We start from the raw sequence: 25,516 nt of genomic DNA on the forward strand, positions 1-25,516 counted from the left end.
ATCAGCTTACCTTCGATAGAAGTAGGGCTGATTCTTTCTTTTTTTAGGTAATATTTAAAGGCGTGTCATCTTATGATTTCAACAATTTGGTTTCGTCCTGCATTTTTGGCTTGATATAAAGCTTTGTCCACAGATTCGAATAAATCATTTAGTTGATTGGTCGGGCTTTCTGCATACTGCTCTGCAAAATTATTAATGGACAGTAGTCCCATGCTTACAGTGATGGATACAGAATGAGCAACCTCATCCACATGTACTTTATTGGCCTCTATCATGAATTTGATATGCTCTGCCCAGAGGTTTGCTTGTGTGTGGTTCGTATTTGGTAAATAGACGATAAACTCTTCCCCGCCATAGCGTGCCAGAATATCCGTCTCCCTTAGCGATTGCTTAATGACCTCTACCGTGCTGCAAATTACAACATCGCCGACTAAGTGGCCGTAATTGTCATTCACCGTTTTGAAAAAGTCGATATCCAGTAGAATGATGGCAAAAGGCTGCTTCAATATCATATTTTCTATGATCTCTTGTTCTAAGTACTGTGTTAAGTAATGACGGTTATAACAACCTGTTAAGCTGTCGGTTATGGCCATCTGCTTGAGTTTTTGGTTGGTCTGAGAAAGCTCATTCTGGATTGCAATTAATGCCAGATTACGCTCTTGCAGGATCTCGTTCTGCTGATTAGTCTCAGCAATGAGGCGATGCAGCTCGCTTCTATCCTGAAAGGTGAGAATCCGTCCAACCATGATCTCGCCTACGACAATGGGTTCCGCTGTAATATTGATGTATGCTTGGAGCGAGGTGTAGAATACTTCAACTTCGGTTCTCTCCATGGGCTGTTTAAGATATGTATGTTGAAACAATCGGAAAGCGCTGGCAGTCTGCTCCAGGGGTGTTAGCGCCGATAAGTCGAAGCGATCACCGATCTGTAGGTTGATTTTTGGCAAAAGCGATCGATTGATCTCTACCACAGTCTCGTTATCATCCAGTACAAGAATACCTAGTGTGAGTGTGTCAATGATATCCTGATGAGCGATGGTTACGAGATCAAATATTTTATCACGATGGATGGCAATGACGAAAAAGATGGCAGAGATTAGTATCCCCAGAGAGGTCATCCCCGGAATCACCGGCTGAGATTTAAACAGTACCACATTAAGAAAGACATCCAGTAATACAAATACAGTCAGCACCAGCACACCTTTGAGTACATGAGTAACCTGTTTTTTGATCCGCTGTGTGGCGTTCGATATAAGCGCTGAATAGATGATATACAGAGAAATAATAATAGTGCAGATCAAGAAGAGAATAAACAGCCAAAAAAGCGGACCATAAGATCTTTCAACATATCCACCATGCATTGGCAGTACAAAGCTTTGCTTTGGATTGACGATCACTCCAATTAAGATCAATGCTGCGACAATGTATAGGATCAGCGTTTTCTTTTTTCGGAGGAGATATGATTTTCCAGTGAGAAATATCGTAAAAAGAAGCCATCCAATCGTTAACAGTATCGAGTCAATAAAAGCGAGCTTCACATAAAACAATTGAACATCGGGATCCGCTGTAGTTTTGAGAGCAAATTGACAGAAGGGCCATAACATCATCGTGAAATGGAAAGTCAAGTAAACCTTATGTAAGTTAGTGATTGTTACAGTAACAAATATGTAGATGAATAGAACGAAAAGAACGAAGAATAATGATAAGTCAATCCATGTCATGACATTCAATTCGGTAACACCTTCTTATATAAAAAAATAGGTTCATCTTTATTCATTTAAGCTCGAAACCTTCTCCCACTCGGTTAGCAGCTCTTTTACGCTCTGTGCGGACTGTGGCTTACTGAACAAGTAACCTTGAATTTTATCGCAGCCTTGCTCCTGCAGGTAATCGAGTTGTACAGTTCGCTCCACACCTTCTGCAATAACACACATATTCATGCGTTTACCAATCATAATAATTTGTTCGACAAGAACGGCTTGATGTGTCCCTGTTCGAATGGAATCAATGAAGGACTTGTCTATTTTTAAAGTCGAGATCGGCATATGAGTAAGATAGCTTAAGGAGGAATAACCGGTACCAAAGTCATCCAAGGCAATTTTGATGTTGTGAGCTCTGAGTTCAGTCAGTTTACTACTCACATATTCGTAAGATTCAACCAGAACACTCTCTGTAATCTCTAGCTCTAAGTATTCAGGATCTAGTCCGGAGGCTTGCAAGGTGTCTAGAACTAACTCATTGAAGTCGCTTTGCAGTAGCTGCAGCATTGAAATATTAACAGACATCGTCAGATGTGATAATCCTTGCTCATGAAGACTTTTTAAAAAGGCACAGGCTGTTCTGAGCACCCACGCCCCGAGAGGAATAATGAGGTGGGAATCTTCTGCTATTTTGATAAACTTATCCGGAGGGACCATGCCTAGTATGGGGTTGTTCCAGCGCATAAGAGCCTCTAGTCCCGTCACTCTGTTCTGAGTCAGATCAATCTGGGGTTGATAGAATACCTCTAGCTCATTTTTCTCTAAAGCATTATACAACTGCTTCTCAATGTTCATTCGCTCAGTAAAGGTATCATTGAGCGGTTGATCAAAGACAATAATTTGACCCTTGCCAGCGTCTTTGGCTTTATACATAGCGATGTCTGCGCATTTAAGGAGTTCCATAATATTACTTCCATGTTCGGGGTGAGCACTGATTCCGATGCTTAGGCTAACATGTAGCAGACTGTCATCCATCTCAATCGCATCTTTAAAACCGGCAATAATGTGAGAGGCTACACTAGTTATACACTGACTGTTCTCAATAGAATATAAAAGAACGATGAACTCATCCCCGGCGAAACGATACACTTCCCCACTACTCCCAACCAGGGACACCAATCTCTCACTAACCTTAACAATTAGCCGGTCACCAAATTCATGGCCCATCGTATCATTTACATATTTGAAGTAATCAATGTCGATGAACATTAAGGCTGCAATGTTATTCAGTTCCAAAATGTGAGGCCCATTCTCATAAAAAGCTAATTTGTTTGGCAAGCCGGTTAATAGATCATGATACGCCAGGTAATGCATCCTTTCTTCATTCATGGCTAGCTTCTCTTGATTCTCAATGAGCTGATCATATTGCTGTCTGAGTTCTTCTTCCGTAGCTGTGATTTCCTCATAGGCGGCCTCTAGATTTTCGTGGGCGCTCACCCTATCCCTATAGGCAAGATCCAGTTTCTTCTCGATCCTTTTAATCCGTTTCAGAGTACCTAGAATTAATGCAAAGATAAGCAAAGCTGTTATGAGGATAAAGAACCAGCCTTTAATTATATTAATAAGTCTTATCCACTCCGGATCTCGCGTAAAAGTGGAAACGGCCTTATCTGTTAAAGGGATCCATAAGCACCCAACAATAAAATATATTACGGCGATTTTTAAGGAGCCCCGAACAGGATTGAAGGTTTGTTTGGATATGGAATTTTTGTGTTTATTTCTTTGAAGCATATGTCCCTCCTATATCAAGCATGAGATGCATGAGAGCTACTTGTTTTAGATCATTTCAACATATTTCATCAAAATCCTCTATTTGTCAGTGATGTTCTGCAAATTTTAAAAATGAGTTTTTGGACAAGTTAGAGCTAGGCATTAATGCCTAGCTCTGCTTGAACGTAACTTGTGTTATAATCAAACAAACAACTCGAAGAGAAAATTATAGTTAAGGGGGAATCGTAAGTGGAAATAGGTATCAGTACGTTCGTAGAAACAACACCGGATGTTCAATCGGGGGAGTTAATAAGTCATGCACAGCGATTGCGCGAGGTAGTAGAGGAGATTGTTCTTGCAGATAAGGTGGGCTTAGATATATTCGGTGTGGGTGAGCATCATCGAAAGGATTATGCCGCATCTTCTCCAGCAGTTTTGCTGGCTGCGGCTGCCTCACAGACGACACGAATTCGGCTGACCAGTGCGGTAACCGTGCTGTCCTCTGCTGATCCAGTACGTGTATTTCAGGATTTTGCAACACTTGATGGAATCTCAAATGGACGGGCAGAAATCATGGCAGGCCGGGGTTCTTTTATCGAATCTTTCCCGCTCTTTGGATACGACTTAAATGACTACGATGAGTTATTCGATGAGAAGCTGGACCTGTTGTTAAAAATAACGGCATCCGAAAAAGTAACCTGGAGTGGAAATCACCGACCAGCCATTAATAATTTGGGGATTTATCCGCGCCCCGTTCAGAATCCTTTGCCCGTATGGATTGGCAGTGGAGGCAATACGGAATCTGTGATTCGTGCTGGCCTGCTCGGGCTACCACTTGTGCTCGCGATTATTGGCGGAAGTCCGTTGCAATTTGCTCCACTGGTGAAGCTCTATAAGAAAGCGGCGGCCCAAGCAGGACATGATGTGTCGAAGCTTCCGGTTGCCTCACACTCGCACGGCTTTATTGCAGAGGATAATCAGCTTGCGGCCGATATGTTCTTCCCCTCTACGCAGGCTAGTATGAATGTGATTGGTCGTGAGCGTGGCTGGGGTCATTATAGTCGGGCGAGCTTTGATGCGGCACGTAGATTTGAAGGTGCCTTGTATGTAGGAGATCCAGACACTGTTGCTGAGAAGATTATTCACCTACGCAAACACGTAGGAATTACACGCTTTATGCTGCATGTACCGCTAGGTACGATGCCTCATAAGGATGTAATGAGAGCCATTGAGCTATTGGGTACTGAAGTAGCGCCAATTGTTCGAGCTGAGATATCGAGATGGGAAGCAGAGGTCGAAGCAAAATAGGATTGACCCTTTCTGGATTAATCAGTATAATCTTACCAATTTATTGAGGTTGTACTGATTGGAGGAGGGAACTGAAGTGGCGGATCGAATCATAGCGGATAGACTTGAGGAATTAGGTATTGTCCTACCTAGTGCTAGTGAACCGGCGGCAAAATATGCTAACTACGTTATTGTTAATGGATTATGTTTTGTATCGGGAAAAGGACCCGCCGGGCATCCCAAAGGCAAGCTGGGACAAGACTTCACCACCGAAGAAGGCTATCATTTTGCACGTCAGGCTGGTATAGAGATCCTTGCCGTCCTTGAGTCTGCTTTAGGCTCCTTGGATAAAGTGAAGAGAGTGGTCAAAATTCAAGGATTTGTGAATGCAGATCCCTTATTCGAAGAACATCATAAAGTGCTCAATGGCTGTTCGGATTTAATGCTGGAGGTATTCGGGGACAAGGGCAGTCATGCTCGTTCGGTATTGGGCGCTGTTTCTGTAAGGGATAATCTTCCGATCATTATCGATTCTATTTTTGAAGTGGATTAAAAAGAGGGCTGTGGCACCGAAAGGTGACCGCAGTCCTCTTTTTACATGGTTTGAGCAGTAGTTAGACAGCAACCCCAATAATTGTAACAAAACTAATTACCCTTTTTTTAGTAATAACAATTGAACATATTAATCAACGAGGTGACGACATCATGAGGATTCATAAGAAAGCCACACTACTTGTACTACTTACATCTATACTCTATACAGCTCCAGCCCATGCGGCGGTGATGCCTCAGAATCAGGTTACAGGCGTTTTTCTGGATGATCGGCAGCTTGAATTAGAGGTTCAGCCCTTGCTCATAAACGGTACAACGCTTATTCCCATGCGCAAGCTGTTTGAAGAACAGGGAGCAAAGATTTCATGGAACAACGATACCAAAACAGTGAAGGCCACTAAGGGAACGCTGGTGCTGACTTATCAAATAGGAGATTTAACCGCGAACAAAAATGGACAAGCCTTAAGCTTAACCGTTCCGGGTCAGGTTGTCGGTGGTAATACGATGATGCCGCTGCGTTTTGTCAGCGAGGCTCTAGGCAGCACCGTGAAGTGGGAGGCTAACACTCGGACCGTCCGCATCTATTCAGCGCTGAATTACGATACAACGATTCGTTATGGGGTTAACCTGCGCAGTTCGCCGAATTCATCGGATCAATCAGGTGTCCAGCAAATGTTGTCCGTAGGCGATAAAGTCCATATCGTTAGAGAAGTGGATGCTTTGTGGTTAGAAGTGCGAACGCAAGACAACAAGACGGGGTACATATCTGCTAAACCGAAATATAGCGATTATACTAGTGAGTCGCTCGCTGAGAAGCAGGGAAGTGCGTTGCTTGCTTATGGAGAAAAGTATCTGGGAACCCCTTATGAATTCGGTGCAGCGACGAACCAGACGTCTACCTTTGACTGTTCTTCTTTCGTAGCACATTTATTAGAGAACGTGTTGTCGGTGGATCTGCCACGCGCCTCTTATAATCAAGCCAAAGAAGGGAAGGAAGTTGGAATCAGCGAACTGCGTAAAGGAGATCTACTGTTCTTTAGTGCACGTGGTCTCGACATTGGTCATGTTGCTATGTATGCGGGAAATAATCAGATATTGCATACGTATTCTAAGGAGCAAGGCGTCCATTATGAAGCCCTGAGTGAGAAGTGGAAGAAGCGTTTTGTGACGGCCCGTAGAATGTTTTAGATTGGGTAGCGATTAGGCTATAATGATCACGATGAAGAAGCATCCGAATACATTTGGGGGATGAAGCATAGTGACTAAAACCATCGTAGAAAAGCTGAACTTACAAAAATACAACCAAGTAGCGATATTGAGTAAACCGGAAGGCTCCGATTATTTAGCGGAATTGACGGATTATGATACTTCGCTAAATGGGGCGTATGATCTTATATTTGCCTTTGTACTAGACATGGCGTCGTTACAGGAACTAGTGAACCGTGTGATTGAGCAACAGCATCTTCATAAGAATGGCTATCTCTTTGTGGCGTATCCTAAAAAGGGAAACAAAGTGTATCCGACCTTTATTCATCGTGACGACTTACTAGAGGGTCTGGGCAGTGATGAGAATGGCTACATCGGGACAAGCAATATTAAATTTGCACGCATGGTAGGTTTGGATGATGTCTTTACAGTTGTGGGGTTGAAAGAGGACGCTAAGGGGAAAGGTCAGCTTTCCAATACCCCTAGTCAATCTGTGGATGACTATATTTCTTTCATTCCAAACGTGGAGCAAGATCTGAAAGGTACGTCGGATTTGCTTGCGATCTATGAATCGCTTACCCCGGGATACCGCAAAGATTGGGCTCGATATGTCTATAGTGCCAAACAAGAGGCAACAAGAGCTAAGCGTAAAGAAGAAATGAAGAAGATTCTACAGGCTGGTTATAAGAGTCGTGAGCTGTATCGGCAAGCCAGTAGTACTGAACTCTAACTAGACCTTTCTTCATCAAAAAGATTATTTAAAGACATAAAGACGGTTTTTGAACTCCTTTTCCGTCTATGTTATGAGCTTGATTGTTAAGGAGGCAGATAGTGACTCGTACGGATGCAGAACTGGTAGATAAGGTGTGTAAAGGGGATATGGATGCATTCAGTGGGCTTATCGGCAAATATTCCAATGCAGTATATGGAGTAGCTTACGGTAAATTGGGTGATTTCCACACCGCGCAAGACATTACACAAGAGGTTTTTGTTAAGACCTATCGTTATTTACCCAACTTAAAGGAGCCAGAGAAACTCGCCAGTTGGTTATATGCAGTTACTACACGGGAATGTATGGATTGGTTTAGGGCGAATAAGAAGAAAGCTGCATATGAATTCATGGAGCAAATCGAGGTTTCTCAGTTGGAGACCACTGAAGATCAGCTCCTCCGAAGAGAACTCCAGCAAGATGTGTGGAAGGCATTAAACACCTTATCCGAAGCTAACCGTATAGTCACCATTCTATTCTATATCGACAACTACAAGGTTAGGGAGATCGCTGATTTCCTTGATTTATCTATTGAAGCTGTCGAGAGTAGACTCCGCAGATCAAGAACGATCTTAAAAAGGGAGATGTTGAGTACAGTGAATAACAATCTAAGTGAAAACAAATTGCAGGACGAATTTAAAAAGAGAGTTTTTCAGGATGAAAGAATGCCTGAAACCAACTTTCGTCGTGTGGCCATGGGCCAAAGTGAATTCGATGATATTGATATGCCTAAGACGAACTTTTCTAATGTAAATATGGCGGGTACCAAGTTTGACAATATTAATATGAGCAGTACTACTTTTAACGATATCAATATGCATCTTGTTAAGTTTAATGAAGTCGGATTGTGGGAAATTGAGATTAGCAATAGTGAATTAGGAGAAGCCTATTTTCATGATATTCACTTGTATGGTAAAGGCAATAAGTTTGAACGATGCCAGCTTAACGGCACATCTTTTGTAGAGTGTGATCTTTCAAATGTAGAGATAAAAGACTGCAATCTTTCAGGCGTCACAGTTAATGGCATTTCATTAGAGGCCCTGCTAGAGAGCCATAATAGAAAAAAATAATTTGGATATATTGCTGTAGTAGAGGAAGTTTGTTGGTTATTTTTAACCATAAAAAAGAGATGGTACAGGAAATTTCCAGTACCATCTCTTTTCGTGCTGTTTATTTTATATCATAAATCTTGTAAAGCTCATCAAGCATAAGATTAGCTGCGATGACGCCGCCAGATGTATTCCAGATTGCATCGCTCACTCTGATGGCTTTATTGTTCTTAACAACATTAAGGCTTTGCCAGAGCGGATCTTTCAGCATTTCTTGTTCCATCTCGGTGCCTTTTCCGTCACCAGTGTCGTAAGTGAAGTAGAACAACATGTCTGCATCTACTTCTGGAAGACGCTCTTTGGTAATCTCTTCAACGAATGTATCGGTATATTTCTGATTGTCGGGACGAGTGATCCCCAGCTTGGAGAAGGCAATACCTGTGAAAGTATCCTCTAGGTAGATACGTGTCTTTCCTGCCATGAAACGAACGACAGATACTTTCTGATTCAGCTTATCGCCTGCTTTTGCTTTGAAATCTGCAGCACGGCTATCGTAGTCTGCAATCAGCTTTTCGCCCTCGGTAGTTTTGCCCAAAGCATCAGCATAGAGTAGGAAGTTCGTTTGCCATGCGCCACGAAGCGTTTCAGAGAAGACGGTTGGTGCAATGGCTTTTAGCTGGTCGTACACTTTTTCCTGACGCAACTTATTACCGATGATTAGATCAGGTTTCAGACTGGCAATGAGTTCAAGGTTTGGCTGGCTTTCTTCACCAACGACAGTTACACCTTCCATATCCGCTGCGATGTGTTCATACCACGGATCACCTGTCCATGATTTAACAGCTCCTACTGGCTTCACGCCAAGAGCCAGCAAAGCTTCCGTTCCTTCATTCGTTAGTACAACTACACGCTTCGGTGTTCCTTTAATTGTAGTTTCTCCCATAGAGTGAGTTACTTTATGTTCGGCTCCTGAGTTTGCTGCATTAGATTCAACGGGACTTGCTGCATTACTGTTATTAGATCCTGCTTGACCACAACCTGACACAATGACAGTCAAGGCGAGTAAAGCTGCGGATATAGTTAAAGAAAATCTTTGTTTTTTTATAACGGAAAACATTCACTAACCCCCTATATATTATGAAAATGATTCTCAACGACGATGGAAAAAACTATAACAACTTACATTCTCAAAGTCAACGATTTTATGATAATGATTATCATCTTCGTTGACAGGTTCTACCTCATAACCTAAAATATCTTAGGAACCTGATTGGTTTATATGTAAATTAATCATAGGATAATAGGAAAGAGGAAACTATGAGCACTCTACTTAACACGCGAGCGCAGAAGGTTGTTGGATTACTGATGAGTCTGGTGTTATTGGTTGCCGGAATTGTATGCAGTATCGCCTTTGGCGTGACTAATATTAGTTGGCATACGATTGTCCAATCCTTCACGGATTACAATGGTTCACAAGAGCATTTGATTATACAGACAGCTAGAGTACCACGTGCTTTTATAGCTGCGATAGCTGGAGCGAGTCTGGCAGTTGCAGGCTCCTTGATGCAAGGCATCACACGCAACCCTCTAGCTTCACCGAGTCTCTTCGGTATTAACGCCGGAGCAGCATTCTTCATTGTTGCGGGCTCAGCTTTTTTCGGAGCAAGTGGTCTGACCACCTTTGCAACCCTAGCTTTCATCGGCGCAGCTGTCACAGCCACCATTGTATACATTCTCGGCTCCAGTGGAAGCGATGGACTGACTCCCCTTAAGGTTACACTCGCGGGTGCTGCAATGACTGCCTTTTTCTCCTCTTTATCCCTTGGTTGTTTATTAACCGGTGGGCAGACCTTTGATCAAGTCTTATATTGGTTCGTCGGTTCTGTTGCGGGGCGGGACATGGGAATATTTATTACAGCTGCACCTTATATGGGTATAGCACTATTAGGTGCCTTTGTGATTGCTAGACATATGAACCTGCTTACGCTGGGGGAAGATGTTGCTACAGGGCTCGGACAGAAGACAATATTCATTAAACTAGCTGCTGGGGTCATCATTGTCTTGCTTGCAGGTGGTTCTGTATCGATTGCAGGTCCAATTGCTTTTGTAGGCATTGTAATTCCACATATTACACGTTATTTGGTAGGTCTGGATTATCGCTGGGTTATTCCTTACTGCGCTATACTTGGGGGTATTCTACTGCTTGGCGCAGATATTGGATCACGGTACATTGCATTTCCGAAGGAAATACCTGTTGGCGTTATGACTGCTATTCTCGGGGTTCCTTTCTTCGTATATATTGCCAGAAGAGGGGATGCCTAATATGGATAAATGGATGACCCTTAGAGGTCGTAATCACTCTTTTCAAATTAGTCGTAGAACGTTAATCATGATTTTGTTGCTGTTAGCCGCTAATGTAATTACGATGATCATCTGTGTAGGACTTGGAAGTACTTTTATTAGTCCGATTGCCGTTATTCGAACGCTTTTCGGTATAGGCGATCCGTCCGATGCGATGATTATTTTCTCCTTAAGAATGCCTCGTGTCGTCGTTGCGGTTATGGTCGGTGCGGCACTAGCCATCTCTGGAGCATTGCTGCAGGGTATCGTTCGTAATCCACTCACATCACCTGATATTATAGGGATTTCTGGTGGGGCATCGCTTGGTACCGTGATTTTCATTCTTTATTTCTCTCACGTAAGTATCCGTTTCATGCCTATTAGTTCGATTGCCGGGGCTTTTGCGGCAGCACTCCTGATCTATCTATTCGCATATCGACGGGGGATTACTCCACTTCGACTGGTGCTGATTGGGATCGGAATGTCTACGGCGATTACAGCAGTTACATATATGTTGATTCTCTCATCATCGTTTACGCCGACAGCTGTAGCGGTCAAAGCATTCACTTTCATGACGGGAAGTATATATGGTGTATCTTGGGACCGAGATGTACTAACGATGCTGCCATGGATGGTTATTCTGATTCCTGCTGCATTGATTTATGCTAGGCACCTAAATGTGCAAGAGCTAGGGGATGAGGTAGCTACGAGTGTTGGCAGTTCGGTCCAAGTCAAAAGAACGATTCTGCTCGTGATCAGCGTTGCCCTTGCAGGGGTAGCGGTTGCTATTGGTGGTGCAATCAATTTTATTGGTCTGATGGCTCCGCATATTGCTCGAAAGCTAGTTGGGCCTGCCTATGGCGGCGTTATTCCAGTCTCAGCTCTTATCGGCTCACTTGTCTTACTGCTATCTGATCTTGTCGCCAGAATTGCGTTTATCCCTCTGGATATCCCGGCAGGCGTATTCACCGCTGCTATTGGAGCGCCTTTCTTCATCTACTTATTGTACCGTCATCGCAGTTCATAAAGGGAGTGACTCACATGTCCGTTATCCAAGCGAACAATCTTACGTTATCCTATGGAAAAAAGCCAGTGTTCTCTAATCTAGATGTGCTTATTCCTAAAGGGAAAATCACTGTATTCATCGGAAGCAACGGCTGTGGTAAGTCAACCTTACTACGTTCTCTTGCCCGTTTATTGAAGCCTCAAGAAGGCAGTATTATCCTAGATGGCAGTGATATTGCCAAGCTTCCAGCTAAGGAGGTTGCGCGACGCCTCGCTATCCTGCCGCAAGGACCCATTGCACCTGAAGGCTTGACTGTCCAACAGCTTGTTAAGCAAGGCCGTTATCCGTATCAAAGCTTCCTTCAGCAATGGTCTCGTGAAGATGAGATTATGGTGAAGAAAGCCCTTGAAGTGACTCATATGAATGAGCTATCAGGTCGTTCAATAGACTCCCTCTCGGGAGGACAAAGACAACGAGCTTGGATTGCAATGACACTCGCTCAGAATACCTCGACGATTCTACTGGATGAGCCTACGACTTATCTTGATATGACCCATCAGGTCGATATTCTGGATCTTTTATTTGATCTTAATGAGCAGGAGAATCGCACCATTGTAATGGTGCTTCATGATATTAATCTGGCTTGTAGATATGCACATCACATCGTTGCGGTTAAAGAAGGACGGATCTATGCGCAAGGTGAGCCTGAGAACATTGTTAACGAGCAATTGATTCACGATGTATTTGATATGGAATGCCAAGTAACCGCTGATCCGATCTTCGGAACACCGCTGTGCATTCCTTTTGGTAAAGGCCGAAAGCTAATTAAGACATCATCTTTTAAGTGATGGTATTTCCGTATATTATTAATCACAGATGTAAACGAGAAACCACCTTGTTCATAGGGTGGTTTTTAAGTTTGGGGTATAATGGATGTAGATCATATAGCACAAACCTACAGGGGTGAAATATAGATGAAGCGCATTACGATTTTAATTGCGGATGATGAGGCGGAGATTGCGGATCTGGTGGCTTTGCATTTGCAAAAAGAAGGGTATCATATCATTAAAGTATCCGATGGGCGGGCAGCGGTGCAAGCTATTGAGTCCCAAACAATAGATTTGGCGATTCTGGATATTATGATGCCAGGGCTGGATGGCTATGAGGTAACCCGTCACATTCGGGAGCAGCATCATCTGCCGATTATTTTTTTAAGCGCGAAGACTTCTGATCTGGATAAGATCACGGGACTTGTCATGGGCGCAGATGATTATATGACCAAACCGTTCAATCCAATGGAATTAGTCGCCCGCGTTAATTCTCAACTACGGCGCTCTATACAATTCAGTCAGCCCGCAGCCGTTCTTAAGTCGGTCCTCGAAGTTGGTGGGTTGACGATTTCACCAGATGAACATACCGTCACTCTTTACGGCGAGGTAATAGACCTAACTCCGAAAGAGTTTGATATTCTTCATTTATTGGCGAGCCATCCTAAGCAGGTGTTTAGCGCGGAGAGTATCTTCCAGCAGGTATGGGGAGAAGCTTATTATGAGAGTGGCAACACGGTCATGGTGCATATCCGTACCTTGCGCAAAAAGCTTGGTGAAGACATCAATAAGAACAAATTTATTAAGACAATCTGGGGTGTAGGATATACCTTTACTGGGTAAGGCCGCTGAGCCCTTATACATTTTAAGAAAAACTTTATAATTGTCCTGCTTTTCTTTAAAGTGTCTTCGTTATTCTATTCCTATCAAGCATAAACGTCTTAAGGAAATGGGAGGACATTACGGATGAAAAAGTGGGGCTTTTTGGTGATCGTTGTGTTATTTCTTGGTTACGCAGCCGCTCGTTATTTACCGGATACGGGTAATTTAGCTGATAAGAATGATAAGATCCAGAAAGGATCGATTAGAAATAGCGATAGTTTAAAGGTGATTACGCAAGATCAGGTATATCAAGGGGATTTATTGCTGGTGAACAAACAATATCCGGTACATGAGGACAGCGTGAAGTCTGATATTGTGACCTTATTTGATCAGAAGGATCTGGTTCAGGGCTATGGATTACTAGATACCTCGATTCGGTTGTCTGAAAGTGTAGCACATAAATTCAATAAAATGATCAAAGCTGCTGAGAAGGATGACGTGAATCATTTTTTAATTAGCAGTGGGTACAGGGACTTTGAGGAGCAAGAGCAATTGTATGCGGAAAAAGGTTCAGACTATGCTCTTCCAGCGCAATATAGCGAACATAATTTAGGATTATCGCTGGACATCGGATCGTCTCAATCGGAAATGAGCAAAGCACCTGAAGGCAAATGGCTGGAAAAGAATGCGTGGAAATACGGCTTTATTCTACGCTATCCGAAAGACAAAACGGAGATTACGGGGATTAAATATGAACCTTGGCACTTCCGTTATGTCGGCTTGCCGCACAGTGCGATCATTCAGGAGAAGGGGATCGTGCTGGAACAATATTTAGATCTTTTGAAGGAGAATAGTGAAATTTCAACGGTTGTAGACGGCAAAACATATACGGTGAACTATTATCCAGTATCAGGATATACAAGTATTAAGATTCCAAAGGAAGGGCAATATAAAACGTCGGGCGATAATATGGATGGCGTAATTGTCACTACATTTTGATGAGTACGAAGCCTAAGAGCGAGTCTACTATGACATTATTGCTGGCAGCCGTATTTATTGTCTATATGTATTTCTTGATCCGAATTATCGTATTTAAAGGCGCACCTTTTAGCTTGCAGTCACTTTGGGAACAGGCAGGGCGTATGCTCGAGCATCCCGACAGAATTTTTAAGCGACAGGGCAACTATGTACCCTTTAAAGAGATCTCGCAAGAGATCAAGCATCTGTCACTTTCAGATCCTTTTTCATCACTTAATTTAGTGGGCAATCTTCTGGCGTTTATTCCGTTTGGAGTCTTTGTTCCTATGCTGTTGTCGCAAAAAGTAAGGTTATTTCAAAAGGTCTTCATGCTCTCTTTTGCGCTGAGTCTGAGCTTTGAAGTTACACAATTAGTATTGTATATCGGCACCTTTGACGTGGATGATCTGATCTTAAACACTTGCGGTGGGGTAGTCGGTTACGTCATATATAGAATGCTGGTTTCTTCTGGATTGTTTACAACTATATCGAAGCGGTGTTAGTATTTGTGGATGGTAGATATAGACAGAGGATAGAAGGGGCATGGTATGAAAAAGCGTATTTCGGATATTGTTTCCATCATTGTAGGAGCATTGCTGTTTTCCTTGGCCGTTAACTTGTTTGTGATTCCGAACGAGTTCGGTGAAGGCGGGGTAACGGGACTGACTATGATTACATACTATTTGTATCAGTGGTCACCAGGTATTGTTAGCTTAATTCTTAATGCTTTATTATTAATTGTGGGTTATAAATTTCTGGACAAAACGACGACAGTATACACGATTATTGCGGTGTTTTTTAACTCGTTATTCCTGATTCTTACGAAGAATTGGCATATCGCCAGCGATGAGTTGATCATCAATGCAATATTTGGAGGCATCTTGTCTGGTGTGGGTATCGGAATGATCATACGTGTGGGTGGAACGACCGCAGGGTCAACCATTATCGCCAGAATCCTGCATAAATTTTTGGATTGGAACGTTAGCTACGCTCTTCTTCTAGTCGATTTAGTTGTGGTATTTGCTTCGTATTTCATCATTGGTGTTCAAAGTCTGATGTTTACGATTGTGATGCTCTATGTAGCGACTAAGGTGATGGACTTCATTATTGAGGGAGTGAATCCTAAGAAGGCCGTTACGATTGTATCCAAGGAGCAGGACAAAATTGCTGAACAAGTTAATGGAATCATGGATAGAGGGGTCACAGTCATTTATGGCCGAGGGTATTATACTAAAGAACCCAAAGAGCTTCTCTATATTGTCATTAGCAAACAGGAAGTAACCATGCTTAAGAAAATTGTAAGATCGATTGATAAAGAGGCTTTTATTGCCATTCACGATGTAAGAGATGTGTTCGGAGAAGGCTTTGTGGAGCTGGCAAAATAAGAGTGAAAGTGCTGTCCGGTAGCTACCTGAGCTGCTTGGACAGCTTTTTTTTGGATTGGGCATTCGAATGTGATGGATATCATTGCATTTTCTGTTTATTCACATTTTATTAAATTTTAAAGTGATTCAGCGCACACTCGCTCATTTGCAGCTTCTATATGCTTTTTATAGAGGTATTATCTAATTGCAGGAGAGAGGGTATTCATATGTTAGATCAACAAACGATTGCTATTATAAAATCAACAGTTCCTATATTACAGGTTCATGGAACAACCATTACTACGACGTTCTATGGCATGTTATTTGAAAACCATCCAGAGCTATTAAATATATTTAATCATGCCAATCAGCGGCAAGGCAGACAGCAGACAGCGCTTGCTAACGCAGTCCTAGCAGCGGCTATGAATATTGATCAACTAGGGAATATCTTACCGGTGGTAAAACAGATTGCAGAGAAGCATCGAGCACTGGGTGTATTACCTGAGCATTATCCGATTGTGGGTGAGACCTTGTTAGCTGCGATTGGACAAGTGCTTGGCGATGCGGCAACACCGGAAATTATAGATGCATGGGCCAAAGCCTATGGTGTAATCGCAGATGCTTTCATTGGTGTGGAAGCAGAAAAGTATCGTGAAGCTGCGGAAGCTCCGGGGGGCTGGAGTGGATTCAGAAACTTTGTCGTCACTCGGAAGGTTAGTGAAAGTGAGCATATTACTTCCTTTTACCTGTCTCCAGAGGATGGAGGGGCTATCTCTTCTTATTTCCCGGGTCAGTACATCACGGTTCGTGTTCAGCCCGAGGGGGAAGAATATTCCCATATTCGCCACTACAGTTTGTCCAGTGCTCCGGGACAGGCGTATTACCGTATCACTGTTAAACGGGAAGGTGAAGGGATAGACAGACCTGCGGGCGTCGTATCCGCTTATCTGCATGATTTCGTCCAAGTGGGCTCTATATTAGAAGTGGGCTCTCCAGCGGGCGATTTCGTACTGGATCAGCGTAGTGACACTCCGGTGGTTCTAATCAGTGGGGGTGTGGGCTTAACTCCAATGGTAAGTATGCTGGAGACAATAGTTGCTGCACAGCCAGAACGCGAGGTAACTTATATTCATGCAGCCATCAATGGAAGTTTGCATGCTATGAAAGATAGGGTGGCAGATTTAGCGCAATCTCATTCTTCTCTTCGGTCCTATGTATGTTATGAATCTCCAAACGAAGGAGACCAGTACAATAGATCTGGTTATATTGATCTTTCTTGGCTTCAAGAAATAGCAGATGTGAACTCTGAATTCTATTTCTGTGGGCCGACCCCATTTATGAAGGTCATATATAAGGCGCTCAAGGAATGGCGGGTACCTGATGACAGAATTCATTTTGAATTTTTTGGTCCTGCCGGCAGTTTAGAAGATTAATATAGATAACAAAAAGCGCCTTAGCCGATTGGCTGAAGCGCTTTTTTGTTATGCGTTAGTATTTATTTGAAAGAAGCAAATGGATCGGTGCCTTTAGGCAATATTGAACTGAAATTAAAGGTGTAGGTAGGAATTCCAGCTGCATAAGGTGCGATTTCATATTGTTGATAGAAGATAGCTAAGCCACTTTCACTGACGTAGAAGGCTGGTTTATCTGTGAGTCCACCAGTTGACTCCGGAAAAGCAATATCCTTGGTACTTGCCTTCAACATTTTATCTAGCTTTTGTTTGTAGTTTGGTTCTGCCTTTAGCAGGTCTTTAAGCTCTATCTTCATACCATCCTTCAGCGAGAAGGTATGTCCCTCGCGCATGGTACCGCCGTGTGCTCCACCGCTGTAACCATATTGATCAACTACAATACTAAGCACGCCTTCACGGTTAAAGGTGACAACATAAGTTTGAGAGTAGTCATATTTATTCTCTATTGTGCCATCCCTACGGCTAGACTCTTTCTCAGCCTCTGACACGAATAGTTCAGCCTCTTTTTTGAAGGTGGTATTAATCGTGTTTTGTACTTCATCCGTCAGACCGCTGATCTGTGGATATTGTACTTTAATATTAGCATTCTTATTGCTCTTGTCTAAGGTAACAGAGGTGATCTTGATGTCATTCATCACCTTTTTGCTAAGTTCAAGCGATTTCTGGGCTGGATTATATACGCCTTGAACACCTAAATAATCATTTAACAGTTTGAAAGGAACATATAAGCGGTCGTTGATCATCTTCACTTCATGATTTCCGGTCATGCTATAAATGTAATATCCGTTCAAATCGGTACTGACGCCATAGTCAGAGACCTCCATGTTAAGCTTCACCGAGTCACTACTTACACTGTAAGTCTTTGTGGTTGAATTGTATTGAATAGCAAGGCCGAAGGCATCACGCAATACAGTTAAAGGGATCATCGTATTTCCGTCTACGATTTTTCCTTGCTGCGTTAAGACTTGGCCTTTATATTTAAGCACCACAGAAGGCTGCTGAACGGCTTGTGTGACTGTTTTTGTACCAGTGGTTGCAGCTAGAACAGAATTCCCTCCGATGAGTCCAGTACCTCCAAGTAATACTCCAGCTGCTAATACAGCAGACGTCCATTTCACAGTTTTGTTCATGATTTAATTTCTCCTCTCCAATGATGGGCTTATGTAGTTCATTATGATTTTTGATGTTATCTATCACTCCTACAATTATACCTAGGCCCCAAATAGATTTGATTACAAACACGGTTACAGTGTTGTTGCATAGACGTGCAAAAGGTATATACTTTTTAACCATTTATTAATTTTTGACACAATCATGAGGACTTTAAAGTAATTACGGTAAGCTCGGGACGACAATTAAAACGTACAGGCATACGAGTCACTCCAATTCCGCGTGTGGTGTAGACCTGGAGTCGACTATGTGGGAGCTGGTATAATCCGCTTGAATATTTACTGCCGTGCGGCGGGGTATACAAGGCACCTACAAATGGGAGACGCACCTGTCCTCCGTGACTATGGCCGGACAATTGCAGATCTATGGGAAGATCACTGTATTCATCGGCAAAATCAGGCTCGTGCGCAAGGAGTAGAGTACATGCCTTATCAGGGATATGGCGTAGCGCCTGATGAATATCTGCTTTGCCGACCCACGGATCATCCACTCCAGCTAGATAAAGCGCCTCCGCATCTTTTTTTAAGACAATATGTTCATTATGAAGTACGTGGAATCCAGATTGCGTTAACCCTTTCGTCACAGCTTTCCTAGTGCCAAAAGCATCGTGGTTACCTAACACAGCATATTGTCCAAAGGGTGCCCGCAACTGTGAACAGATGTCCACAGCCTCAGAAATATAATCGACAGAATGATCTAGTAGATCCCCTGTGAAGCAGATCAGATCTGGATTTACATGTTGAATTTGCTGTACTAACTCTGTTAAGGCTTCGGACTTCGTATACACGCCTAAGTGTAAATCACTGAAATGAACGATACGAAATCTATCGAATGCTGGAGGGAGTAGACGAAGCTTTATATCTATATGTTTAACTTCAAGCCAGTAGGGCTCAACCCAGTGTGAATAAATGCCGGATGCACTTGCGGTTCCAAGCAGCCCGAGCGACACTTGAGCACTTTTCTTCAGAAATTGGCGTCTGCTAATAGTATTCATAAACAAATCATACGTGGGGATTGTTACTCTACTATGACAATATTCATTTAATAACCCATTGTGACGATAAAACTACATATACATTTTTTATATGGGAGATGAAGAGATGAGTATTATCGATGCCTTAGTCCTCGCAGCACCTTATTTCAAAAAGATTCACTCGCAGGATATTATGATTGGAATCACGGACAGGGAGATCTTCCATTATTACGCACCAAGTAAAGTTATTGATCTCGGATTGGTTAAGGGTAACCCTATCCCTCCTGAAGATCTGTCGCTTTCAAATGGACTGAAAGGTATAGCAAGCTCTAACCGAATCCCAGCAGAAATTTATGGAGCTCCTGTAATCTCAACATGTGTACCTATCTACGGAACGGATGATGATGTAATCGGGGTTTTTGCCATTGCCTATACACTAGAGAACGAGAATAAGCTTGAAGGATTCACAGATGAGATTAATGAGATAAGCAGTCATCTAATGGAGATGGTGCAGAGCGTAGCTGCCCAATCTCAGGAATTATCAGCTACTTCGCAGCAAATATTAGATAATACGCGTAGAGCCGTAACGGAATCACAAGAAGTGAATAAGGTTGCCGGCTTCATTCGTGAGATTTCTGAGCAGACGAACCTGCTTGGGCTGAATGCGGCAATCGAAGCCGCGCGTGTAGGAGAGCAAGGGGCAGGTTTTGGGGTGGTTGCTACTGAAGTGCGCAAACTGTCCGTTAACACTAAAGAAGCAACCCATAATATTGAAAAATCACTGAGTGATGTTCAAAAGTCCATTAAGCAAATGGAGCGAGAAATTGAAGCGATCTCTGCTTCTTCACACGCACAAGCAGAATTGGTCACTGAATTCAGCGGGGTAATTGAGCGCTTGAATAAGGCCAGCAAAGAAATGACTACTTTCATGCAATCCATCATCCAGTAGGGTGTATGCATAAAGTTACTTATCCTAAACCATGCTAGAAGAGAACAGGCGCATTTCAGAAGGGAGCGAATTTCATTTATGAAACAACCCGATTCCAGTCTGCAAGCGAACGACAATGTAACTCAAGCCAAAAATGCTTTAGGCAAGCTTCATTTCTCTGTCTCTCAGGCGCTTAGTCATCCAACAGAACAGACTTTGGCACAGGCTGAGAACCGTTTGGCGCATACCGAACAGGCGGTAGAGCAAGCTCGTGCCTCGTTAGGTCCCCAAGGTGTGGAGTTGGCTGAAGAACTGCTGGCCGAGGATAAGAGCAGGCTTGCTGCATTGAAGACGCAAGGGAAACGTTCAGAACGCTAGATGTTCCTGCTACAACCCGTGAAGCGAATAAGCTTCACGGGTTGTTCTCATGTGCTATTCCCCTAAGGATGTAGCTTAAGAGTGTGGGTGGTATACTGGAACGAGAGTTCTAGCATGGCTTAGATGGAGGATAAAGGATATGAATGGCATGCACATCGAAGAGTTAACCCGGCAGGCGGAGGCTTTCATTCGACAATGTTACGCTGAACTTGATAAGACTGAAGCTGAGATGGATCAACGCATCCAAGCCGTACGAGAAGAAATTAATCAATCCGGGAGTTACACACATACAACGGAAGAGCTGGCTCATGGGGCGAGAATGGCTTGGCGAAATAATAGCCGCTGCATTGGCCGCCTCTTTTGGCAATCCATTGAGCTGATGGATGAACGTCTGGCAGAGACCGAGGAGGATATTGCTGAAGCTTTGCTGCGACATCTGGAAAAGGCGAATAATGGAGGACGTATTCGTCCACTTATCACGGTCTTCCGCAGCGGGGAAGCTCCTGATCGGAGAATCCGGATTTGGAACCATCAATTGATTCGTTACGCGGGATATCCTGGTGATGCTGAACATGAACGCGCTGGTGATCCGGCATCGGATGAATTTACGAAAGTGTGCCAACAACTAGGCTGGCAGGGAACAAGGGGCAATTATGATGTATTGCCGCTAGTGATCAGCATAGGTAATGGGCACCCCCATGTATTTCCTATTCCTCAACACCTCATTCAAGAGGTACCGTTAACTCATCCTGAAATTGAACGTTTTGCAGAGCTTCAGCTTCGCTGGTATTCTGTGCCGATCATTTCGGACATGCAGTTGGAGATTGGCGGGATTCTATACCCCGCGGCTCCTTTTAACGGATGGTACATGGAGACCGAAATTGGCTCACGTAACTTAGGGGATACTGGAAGATATAACACTTTGCCGGCTGTAGCTGATCTGATGGGACTTGACCGCTCCAGTAACACAACGCTTTGGAAGGATCGGGCGCTTCTTGAGTTGAATCGTGCAGTACTGCATTCCTTTAAGCAAGCTGGGGTCAGTATCGTTGATCACCATACAGCAGCTGATCAATTTGTGAGATTTCAAGAGCAGGAGCAGGGACATGGACGTCAGGTTTCAGGACGCTGGTCATGGCTGATCCCCCCTATGTCTCCGTCGTCTACACCGATTTGGCATGACAGTAAGCTGAAAGAATATGATTACAGCCCTCGTTTCCTTTATCAGCGATCACCTGTGGCCACCTGTCCTTTTCACTAGCAATCGAATTTATGATCAAAAAAGCGCCAAGTTCCCATCATAAGGAAACTGGCGCTTTTTAGGCTTTTAAATGCTCTAGAAAGATTTGTTTAAGAAGCTCAAGCTGCTTGTCGGAGTCTAAATCCGATTCTAGCAGGAGGATGTTCTCTTTCATCGTTAACTTTCTGGAAAAGAGAGCAAAGCTGTTCATCAGCGTGATTAAGGTCTCTTTCACAGGGAGATCGGCGCGAATAGAACCGTCTTCTACCCCATTTTGAATGATCCTGGAGTACTCATGCCAAATCTTGCGGTTTAATGCATTGAAATCCAGAACGTCCTCAACAGGCTCATTTAAGTGAGAGGCGTAGCTTTCAAAATTGACCATAAAAATAATGCTTAAATGATTTTGATCCTGAATAAAGAAGTCAAATAACATCTCGATCTTTTCGAGACAGGTAAGTGGCAAGTCAGCTACATGCTTAAAGTAATCGAGCATTGGCTCTAGCATCCGGGTGGCCACCGCCACGATGAGCTTTTCTTTTCTAGGAAAATATCGAAACAGCGTCGCAATCCCTATATTTGCTTCGCTTGCGACATCCTGCATCGTCGACTTTTCAATTCCTTTTTGCGAAAATATTCGTTCTGCGGATTCGAGAATCGTATATAATCGCTGCTGTTTACCGTCGGATCGTTCTTTTTCATAGCGTGCTTTAGGATTCATGAGGGATAGACCCTTCCATTTTTTAATTAGGTTCTTTATTTATTAGTATTATATCCACCGTTTATTGGATTAAGCAAGGAGAGGTTGTAGTTATTTCGTAAAAATGATATGATGAATATCACAGTGATAGTGTGGCTATCATCACTCGAATTATTATATCACAATACGATTATAGAGGAGACTTAATTATGAATCGTCTAACTAATAAAGTAGCAATTATTACAGGTGCAGGCAGTGGCATGGGTCGTGAAGAAGCCCTTTTATTGTCCAAAGAAGGTGCTACAGTTGTAGCAACTGATATTAACGAAGCTGCTGTACAAGCAGTTGTAAAAGAAATCGAAGCCAATGGTGGACAAGCAGCAGCTTATGCACATAATGTAGCTTCCGAAGAAGACTGGATCAAAGTTGTAGAAGATGTGATTAGCAAATTTGGAAAAATCGACATCCTGGTAAATAACGCAGGGATCTCGTTCCCAGTTCAATTGCTTGAATCCACTGTTGATCAATGGAACAAAGTAATGAACATTAATGTAAGCAGCGTATTCCTTGGGATGAAACATGTTGTTCCTCAAATGAAGAACAATAAAGGTGGTTCCATCGTCAATATCTCCTCCATCGCAGGTTTGACTGGCAGCAGCGGTGCTGGCGCTTATACAGCTTCTAAAGGTGCCGTTCGTATGCTGAGTAAAGCAGCAGCTGTAGACTTTGGTAAAGATAACATTCGCGTGAACTCTGTTCACCCAGGATTTATCGAAACTCCAATGAGTGCTGAATTTGTAAATGATGAAAGAATGCATAGCTTCTTTATGTCCCAGACTGCATTGCCACGCGTTGGACGTGCTTCTGAAGTAGCTGAAGCTGTATTGTTCTTGGCTTCCGATGAAGCTTCTTACATTACAGGTGTTGAGCTGCCAGTTGATGGCGGAGTCGTGGCTAAATAATAAATTTCTAAATAGGCAACACTAAGAAAGCCGTCTCATGCGTAGATGTTATCTATGCGTGGGGCGGATTTTTTTACGTAAATGTAAGGATTGATCAAGGGAATAAAACTGCAAAAATACATTTTTTAATGATAAGAGGATGGCAAAAAACATTAATTCCTGCAAAACTGCAGTTTTTCTTGCTCCAGATGAAGCCTTTGAGCCATAAGTATGGATAAAGCTGTATATTTGCAGCTTTCTCACATAGTGAAGCGGATATCCCTACAAAAAGCTGTATTTTTGCAGGCTTTCTCTAGTTCAACGAAAGGTATGGATGAATATGAGTAAACAAGCGGCACTTGATATGTCTATCGCACCATTTATTAGTGACGAGGTGATGGATGGATTAGCAAAAGCGTCTCTTTCTATTTAAATCATAAATATTTAAGCGCCCATTTCTACCGAACATTAGCCTACACCCCTGCATAACATATAGCACTTGTAAGCAGGAGAAGGGTGTGGTTCAGTGATGGGCATCCAATTAACAGCGCTCCATTATGTATATTTGGCATTCATCGTGTTCATTATGGCACTTCTGATTAAGCGGCGGGATACAACGATGATCTGTATTTCAGGCATCTTTGTATTAGGCTGGCTCGCGACAGAAACGATTAGTGGTTCAGTCACAGGCGTATTCAACTCTTTTGTATATGCAACAAAGGAGTTAATGGGTACGATTATGATTATTTCGATCATTGTAGCCATGAGTAGAGTTTTAACACGTACCGGAATAAACGAGACGATGGTTGCCCCGCTTACACGTTTTTTACGTACGCCGTTTATGGCATTTTGGGGCATTGGCTTGATTATGATGGTGACATCATGGTTCTTCTGGCCTTCGCCAGCAGTGGCCCTGATAGGGGTTGTGCTGCTGCCCGTTGCTATTCGCGTAGGATTGCCTGCACTTGGAGCAGCGATTGCGATGAATCTATTCGGTCATGGGATTGCGCTGTCGAGTGATTATATTATTCAAGGTGCACCTAAATTGACGGCAGATGCGGCAGGACTTCCGGTAAGCAGTGTCATGGAAGCGAGCATTCCGCTTGTTATAGTGATGGGTGTAGTCACTACGGTAACAGCTTATTGGATGATGCGACGAGATCAGAAGAATGGTACTTGGCGAGACGGACTTATTTCCGGGAAAAATGCCGCGAATGCGCTAGCTGCAGATAGTGACGCGGTCGAGGGTCAAGCGGTAATACCTCCCACACTGAAAAAATGGCTGGCGATTGTTATCCCACTCCTGTTTCTAGCTGATGTAGCAGGCATGTTTCTGCTGGATTTACAGGGCGGAGACGCAACGGCCTTAGTTGGCGGGACTGCTGTATTTATCTTGGTTGTAGTAACATTGTTCGCACATCGTAATAAGGGACTGGAGCAAGTCACCTCATATCTAATCGATGGACTTACATTTGGCTTTAAAGTATTCGGTCCAGTGATTCCAATTGCGGCATTCTTCTATCTGGGAGATTCGGCCTTTGCTGAATTGTTTGGCAAAGTCTTACCTGCTGCATCTCAGGGAATTGTTAATGATCTAGGGGTTGCTCTGGCGCATAATGTACCTCTAAATGGTGCTGTAGGTGCTGTGACCGCTACCATAACAGGGGCCATTACGGGCCTTGATGGTTCAGGGTTCTCGGGAATCTCACTTGCGGGGTCCATCGGAAAATTGTTCGCTGTTGCCACACATTCCGACGCAGCTACTTTAACTGCACTCGGTCAGGTATCTGCCATTTGGGTTGGCGGGGGGACGCTAATCCCATGGGCATTGATTCCAGCCGCCGCCATCTGCGGCGTAAGTCCATTTGAGCTCGCTAGACGCAATGTTAAACCGGTGCTGATTGGGCTGATAGTTACAACAATTGTTGCTATGTTTCTGGTGTAGAACTAGCTTAGAATATTGACTCAAAAAAAGGCTGCCGAGACTAATCTCGACAGCCTTATA

24 protein-coding genes are annotated in these 25,516 nt (G+C 43.3%); 18 read left to right on the top strand and 6 right to left on the bottom strand.

Features of this window, described 5'->3' with window-relative positions:
- Positions 1 to 65: 65 nt before the first annotated feature.
- On the bottom strand, positions 66 to 1,721 hold the full coding sequence (locus NSQ29_RS28235; RefSeq protein WP_081951316.1) for a histidine kinase N-terminal 7TM domain-containing diguanylate cyclase: 1,656 nt from the start codon (positions 1,719 to 1,721) through the stop codon (positions 66 to 68).
- A gap of 48 nt (positions 1,722 to 1,769) precedes the next feature.
- Positions 1,770 to 3,197, bottom strand: a complete 1,428-nt coding sequence (locus tag NSQ29_RS28240) for a putative bifunctional diguanylate cyclase/phosphodiesterase (RefSeq protein WP_339267860.1) — start codon at positions 3,195 to 3,197, stop codon at positions 1,770 to 1,772.
- Between the two features lie 522 nt (positions 3,198 to 3,719).
- On the opposite strand from NSQ29_RS28240, the gene NSQ29_RS28245 reads away from it, so the two are divergent.
- From NSQ29_RS28245 to NSQ29_RS28265, 5 genes are all read left to right on the top strand, one after another.
- Positions 3,720 to 4,778, top strand: coding sequence for an LLM class flavin-dependent oxidoreductase (locus NSQ29_RS28245; protein WP_042192850.1), 1,059 nt, complete (start codon positions 3,720 to 3,722; stop codon positions 4,776 to 4,778).
- A 76-nt stretch (positions 4,779 to 4,854) separates the two neighbouring features.
- Positions 4,855 to 5,310, top strand: a complete 456-nt coding sequence (locus NSQ29_RS28250; RefSeq protein ID WP_339267857.1) for a RidA family protein — start codon at positions 4,855 to 4,857, stop codon at positions 5,308 to 5,310.
- A 152-nt stretch (positions 5,311 to 5,462) separates the two neighbouring features.
- Positions 5,463 to 6,497 carry a C40 family peptidase gene (locus NSQ29_RS28255; RefSeq protein ID WP_340973435.1) on the top strand — a complete coding sequence of 345 codons (1,035 nt, stop codon included), beginning with the start codon at positions 5,463 to 5,465 and terminating at the stop codon, positions 6,495 to 6,497.
- A 67-nt stretch (positions 6,498 to 6,564) separates the two neighbouring features.
- On the top strand, positions 6,565 to 7,245 hold the full coding sequence (locus tag NSQ29_RS28260; protein ID WP_341126828.1) for a YdeI/OmpD-associated family protein: 681 nt from the start codon (positions 6,565 to 6,567) through the stop codon (positions 7,243 to 7,245).
- Positions 7,246 to 7,346: 101 nt separating this feature from the next.
- Positions 7,347 to 8,354, top strand: a complete 1,008-nt coding sequence (locus tag NSQ29_RS28265) for a sigma-70 family RNA polymerase sigma factor (RefSeq protein WP_341126578.1) — start codon at positions 7,347 to 7,349, stop codon at positions 8,352 to 8,354.
- 100 nt (positions 8,355 to 8,454) lie between these two features.
- Here the strand turns inward: NSQ29_RS28265 and NSQ29_RS28270 are convergent, their stop codons facing one another.
- Positions 8,455 to 9,450, bottom strand: coding sequence for an ABC transporter substrate-binding protein (locus NSQ29_RS28270; RefSeq protein WP_340973433.1), 996 nt, complete (start codon positions 9,448 to 9,450; stop codon positions 8,455 to 8,457).
- A 200-nt stretch (positions 9,451 to 9,650) separates the two neighbouring features.
- Between NSQ29_RS28270 and NSQ29_RS28275 the strand changes: the two genes are divergently transcribed.
- The 8 genes from NSQ29_RS28275 (at position 9,651) to hmpA (ending at position 17,142) form a co-directional block, all read left to right on the top strand.
- On the top strand, positions 9,651 to 10,655 hold the full coding sequence (locus NSQ29_RS28275) for a FecCD family ABC transporter permease (RefSeq protein WP_341126579.1): 1,005 nt from the start codon (positions 9,651 to 9,653) through the stop codon (positions 10,653 to 10,655).
- Position 10,656: 1 nt separating this feature from the next.
- The gene (locus NSQ29_RS28280; protein ID WP_340973431.1) at positions 10,657 to 11,700 is read left to right on the top strand and encodes a FecCD family ABC transporter permease; all 1,044 of its coding nucleotides are present in this window, start codon (positions 10,657 to 10,659) and stop codon (positions 11,698 to 11,700) included.
- A 14-nt stretch (positions 11,701 to 11,714) separates the two neighbouring features.
- Positions 11,715 to 12,527 (top strand): ABC transporter ATP-binding protein, encoded by an 813-nt coding sequence (locus NSQ29_RS28285; protein WP_340973430.1) that lies wholly within the window; start codon positions 11,715 to 11,717, stop codon positions 12,525 to 12,527.
- A gap of 126 nt (positions 12,528 to 12,653) precedes the next feature.
- Positions 12,654 to 13,349 (top strand): response regulator transcription factor, encoded by a 696-nt coding sequence (locus NSQ29_RS28290; RefSeq protein ID WP_042192843.1) that lies wholly within the window; start codon positions 12,654 to 12,656, stop codon positions 13,347 to 13,349.
- Positions 13,350 to 13,472: 123 nt separating this feature from the next.
- On the top strand, positions 13,473 to 14,327 hold the full coding sequence (locus tag NSQ29_RS28295; protein WP_341126580.1) for a M15 family metallopeptidase: 855 nt from the start codon (positions 13,473 to 13,475) through the stop codon (positions 14,325 to 14,327).
- Complete coding sequence (locus NSQ29_RS28300) at positions 14,327 to 14,848, top strand: VanZ family protein (protein ID WP_341126581.1); 522 nt, start codon at positions 14,327 to 14,329, stop codon at positions 14,846 to 14,848. Before NSQ29_RS28295 ends, NSQ29_RS28300 begins: the two co-directional genes overlap by 1 nt.
- 45 nt (positions 14,849 to 14,893) lie before the next feature.
- A complete protein-coding gene (locus tag NSQ29_RS28305; protein ID WP_042192837.1) occupies positions 14,894 to 15,730 on the top strand; it encodes a YitT family protein in 837 nt (278 codons plus the stop codon).
- Positions 15,731 to 15,936: 206 nt separating this feature from the next.
- Positions 15,937 to 17,142 (top strand): NO-inducible flavohemoprotein, encoded by a 1,206-nt coding sequence (gene hmpA, locus NSQ29_RS28310; RefSeq protein WP_341126582.1) that lies wholly within the window; start codon positions 15,937 to 15,939, stop codon positions 17,140 to 17,142.
- Positions 17,143 to 17,204: 62 nt separating this feature from the next.
- Here hmpA and NSQ29_RS28315 read toward each other — a convergent pair whose 3' ends face one another.
- Both NSQ29_RS28315 and NSQ29_RS28320 read right to left on the bottom strand, forming a co-directional pair.
- Entirely contained in the window at positions 17,205 to 18,311 is a 1,107-nt protein-coding gene (locus NSQ29_RS28315) for a PdaC/SigV domain-containing protein (RefSeq protein ID WP_341126583.1), read from the bottom strand.
- Between the two features lie 182 nt (positions 18,312 to 18,493).
- Positions 18,494 to 19,345, bottom strand: a complete 852-nt coding sequence (locus NSQ29_RS28320; RefSeq protein WP_341126584.1) for a metallophosphoesterase — start codon at positions 19,343 to 19,345, stop codon at positions 18,494 to 18,496.
- Between the two features lie 484 nt (positions 19,346 to 19,829).
- Between NSQ29_RS28320 and NSQ29_RS31650 the strand changes: the two genes are divergently transcribed.
- The 3 genes from NSQ29_RS31650 to NSQ29_RS28335 all read left to right on the top strand — a co-directional run bounded on the left by NSQ29_RS31650 (position 19,830) and on the right by NSQ29_RS28335 (position 21,891).
- A complete protein-coding gene (locus NSQ29_RS31650; protein ID WP_445739202.1) occupies positions 19,830 to 20,273 on the top strand; it encodes a methyl-accepting chemotaxis protein in 444 nt (147 codons plus the stop codon).
- A 78-nt stretch (positions 20,274 to 20,351) separates the two neighbouring features.
- Entirely contained in the window at positions 20,352 to 20,630 is a 279-nt protein-coding gene (locus NSQ29_RS28330) for a hypothetical protein (RefSeq protein WP_076284951.1), read from the top strand.
- Positions 20,631 to 20,778: 148 nt separating this feature from the next.
- The gene (locus tag NSQ29_RS28335) at positions 20,779 to 21,891 is read left to right on the top strand and encodes a nitric oxide synthase oxygenase (RefSeq protein WP_076285075.1); all 1,113 of its coding nucleotides are present in this window, start codon (positions 20,779 to 20,781) and stop codon (positions 21,889 to 21,891) included.
- Positions 21,892 to 21,949: 58 nt separating this feature from the next.
- On the opposite strand, the gene NSQ29_RS28340 is transcribed toward NSQ29_RS28335, so the two are convergent.
- Positions 21,950 to 22,591: a TetR/AcrR family transcriptional regulator gene (locus tag NSQ29_RS28340; RefSeq protein ID WP_081382675.1), complete on the bottom strand. Its 642-nt coding sequence runs from the start codon at positions 22,589 to 22,591 to the stop codon at positions 21,950 to 21,952.
- 188 nt (positions 22,592 to 22,779) lie between these two features.
- Here NSQ29_RS28340 and NSQ29_RS28345 point away from each other — a divergent pair, with 188 nt between their 5' ends.
- On the top strand, positions 22,780 to 23,532 hold the full coding sequence (locus tag NSQ29_RS28345) for an SDR family NAD(P)-dependent oxidoreductase (protein ID WP_076284950.1): 753 nt from the start codon (positions 22,780 to 22,782) through the stop codon (positions 23,530 to 23,532).
- 508 nt (positions 23,533 to 24,040) lie between these two features.
- Positions 24,041 to 25,456, top strand: coding sequence for a hypothetical protein (locus tag NSQ29_RS28350; protein WP_076284948.1), 1,416 nt, complete (start codon positions 24,041 to 24,043; stop codon positions 25,454 to 25,456).
- The last annotated feature ends 60 nt before the right edge of the window (positions 25,457 to 25,516 follow it).

Source organism: Paenibacillus sp. FSL F4-0236, from assembly GCF_038000135.1.
Classification (GTDB): domain Bacteria; phylum Bacillota; class Bacilli; order Paenibacillales; family Paenibacillaceae; genus Paenibacillus_AQ.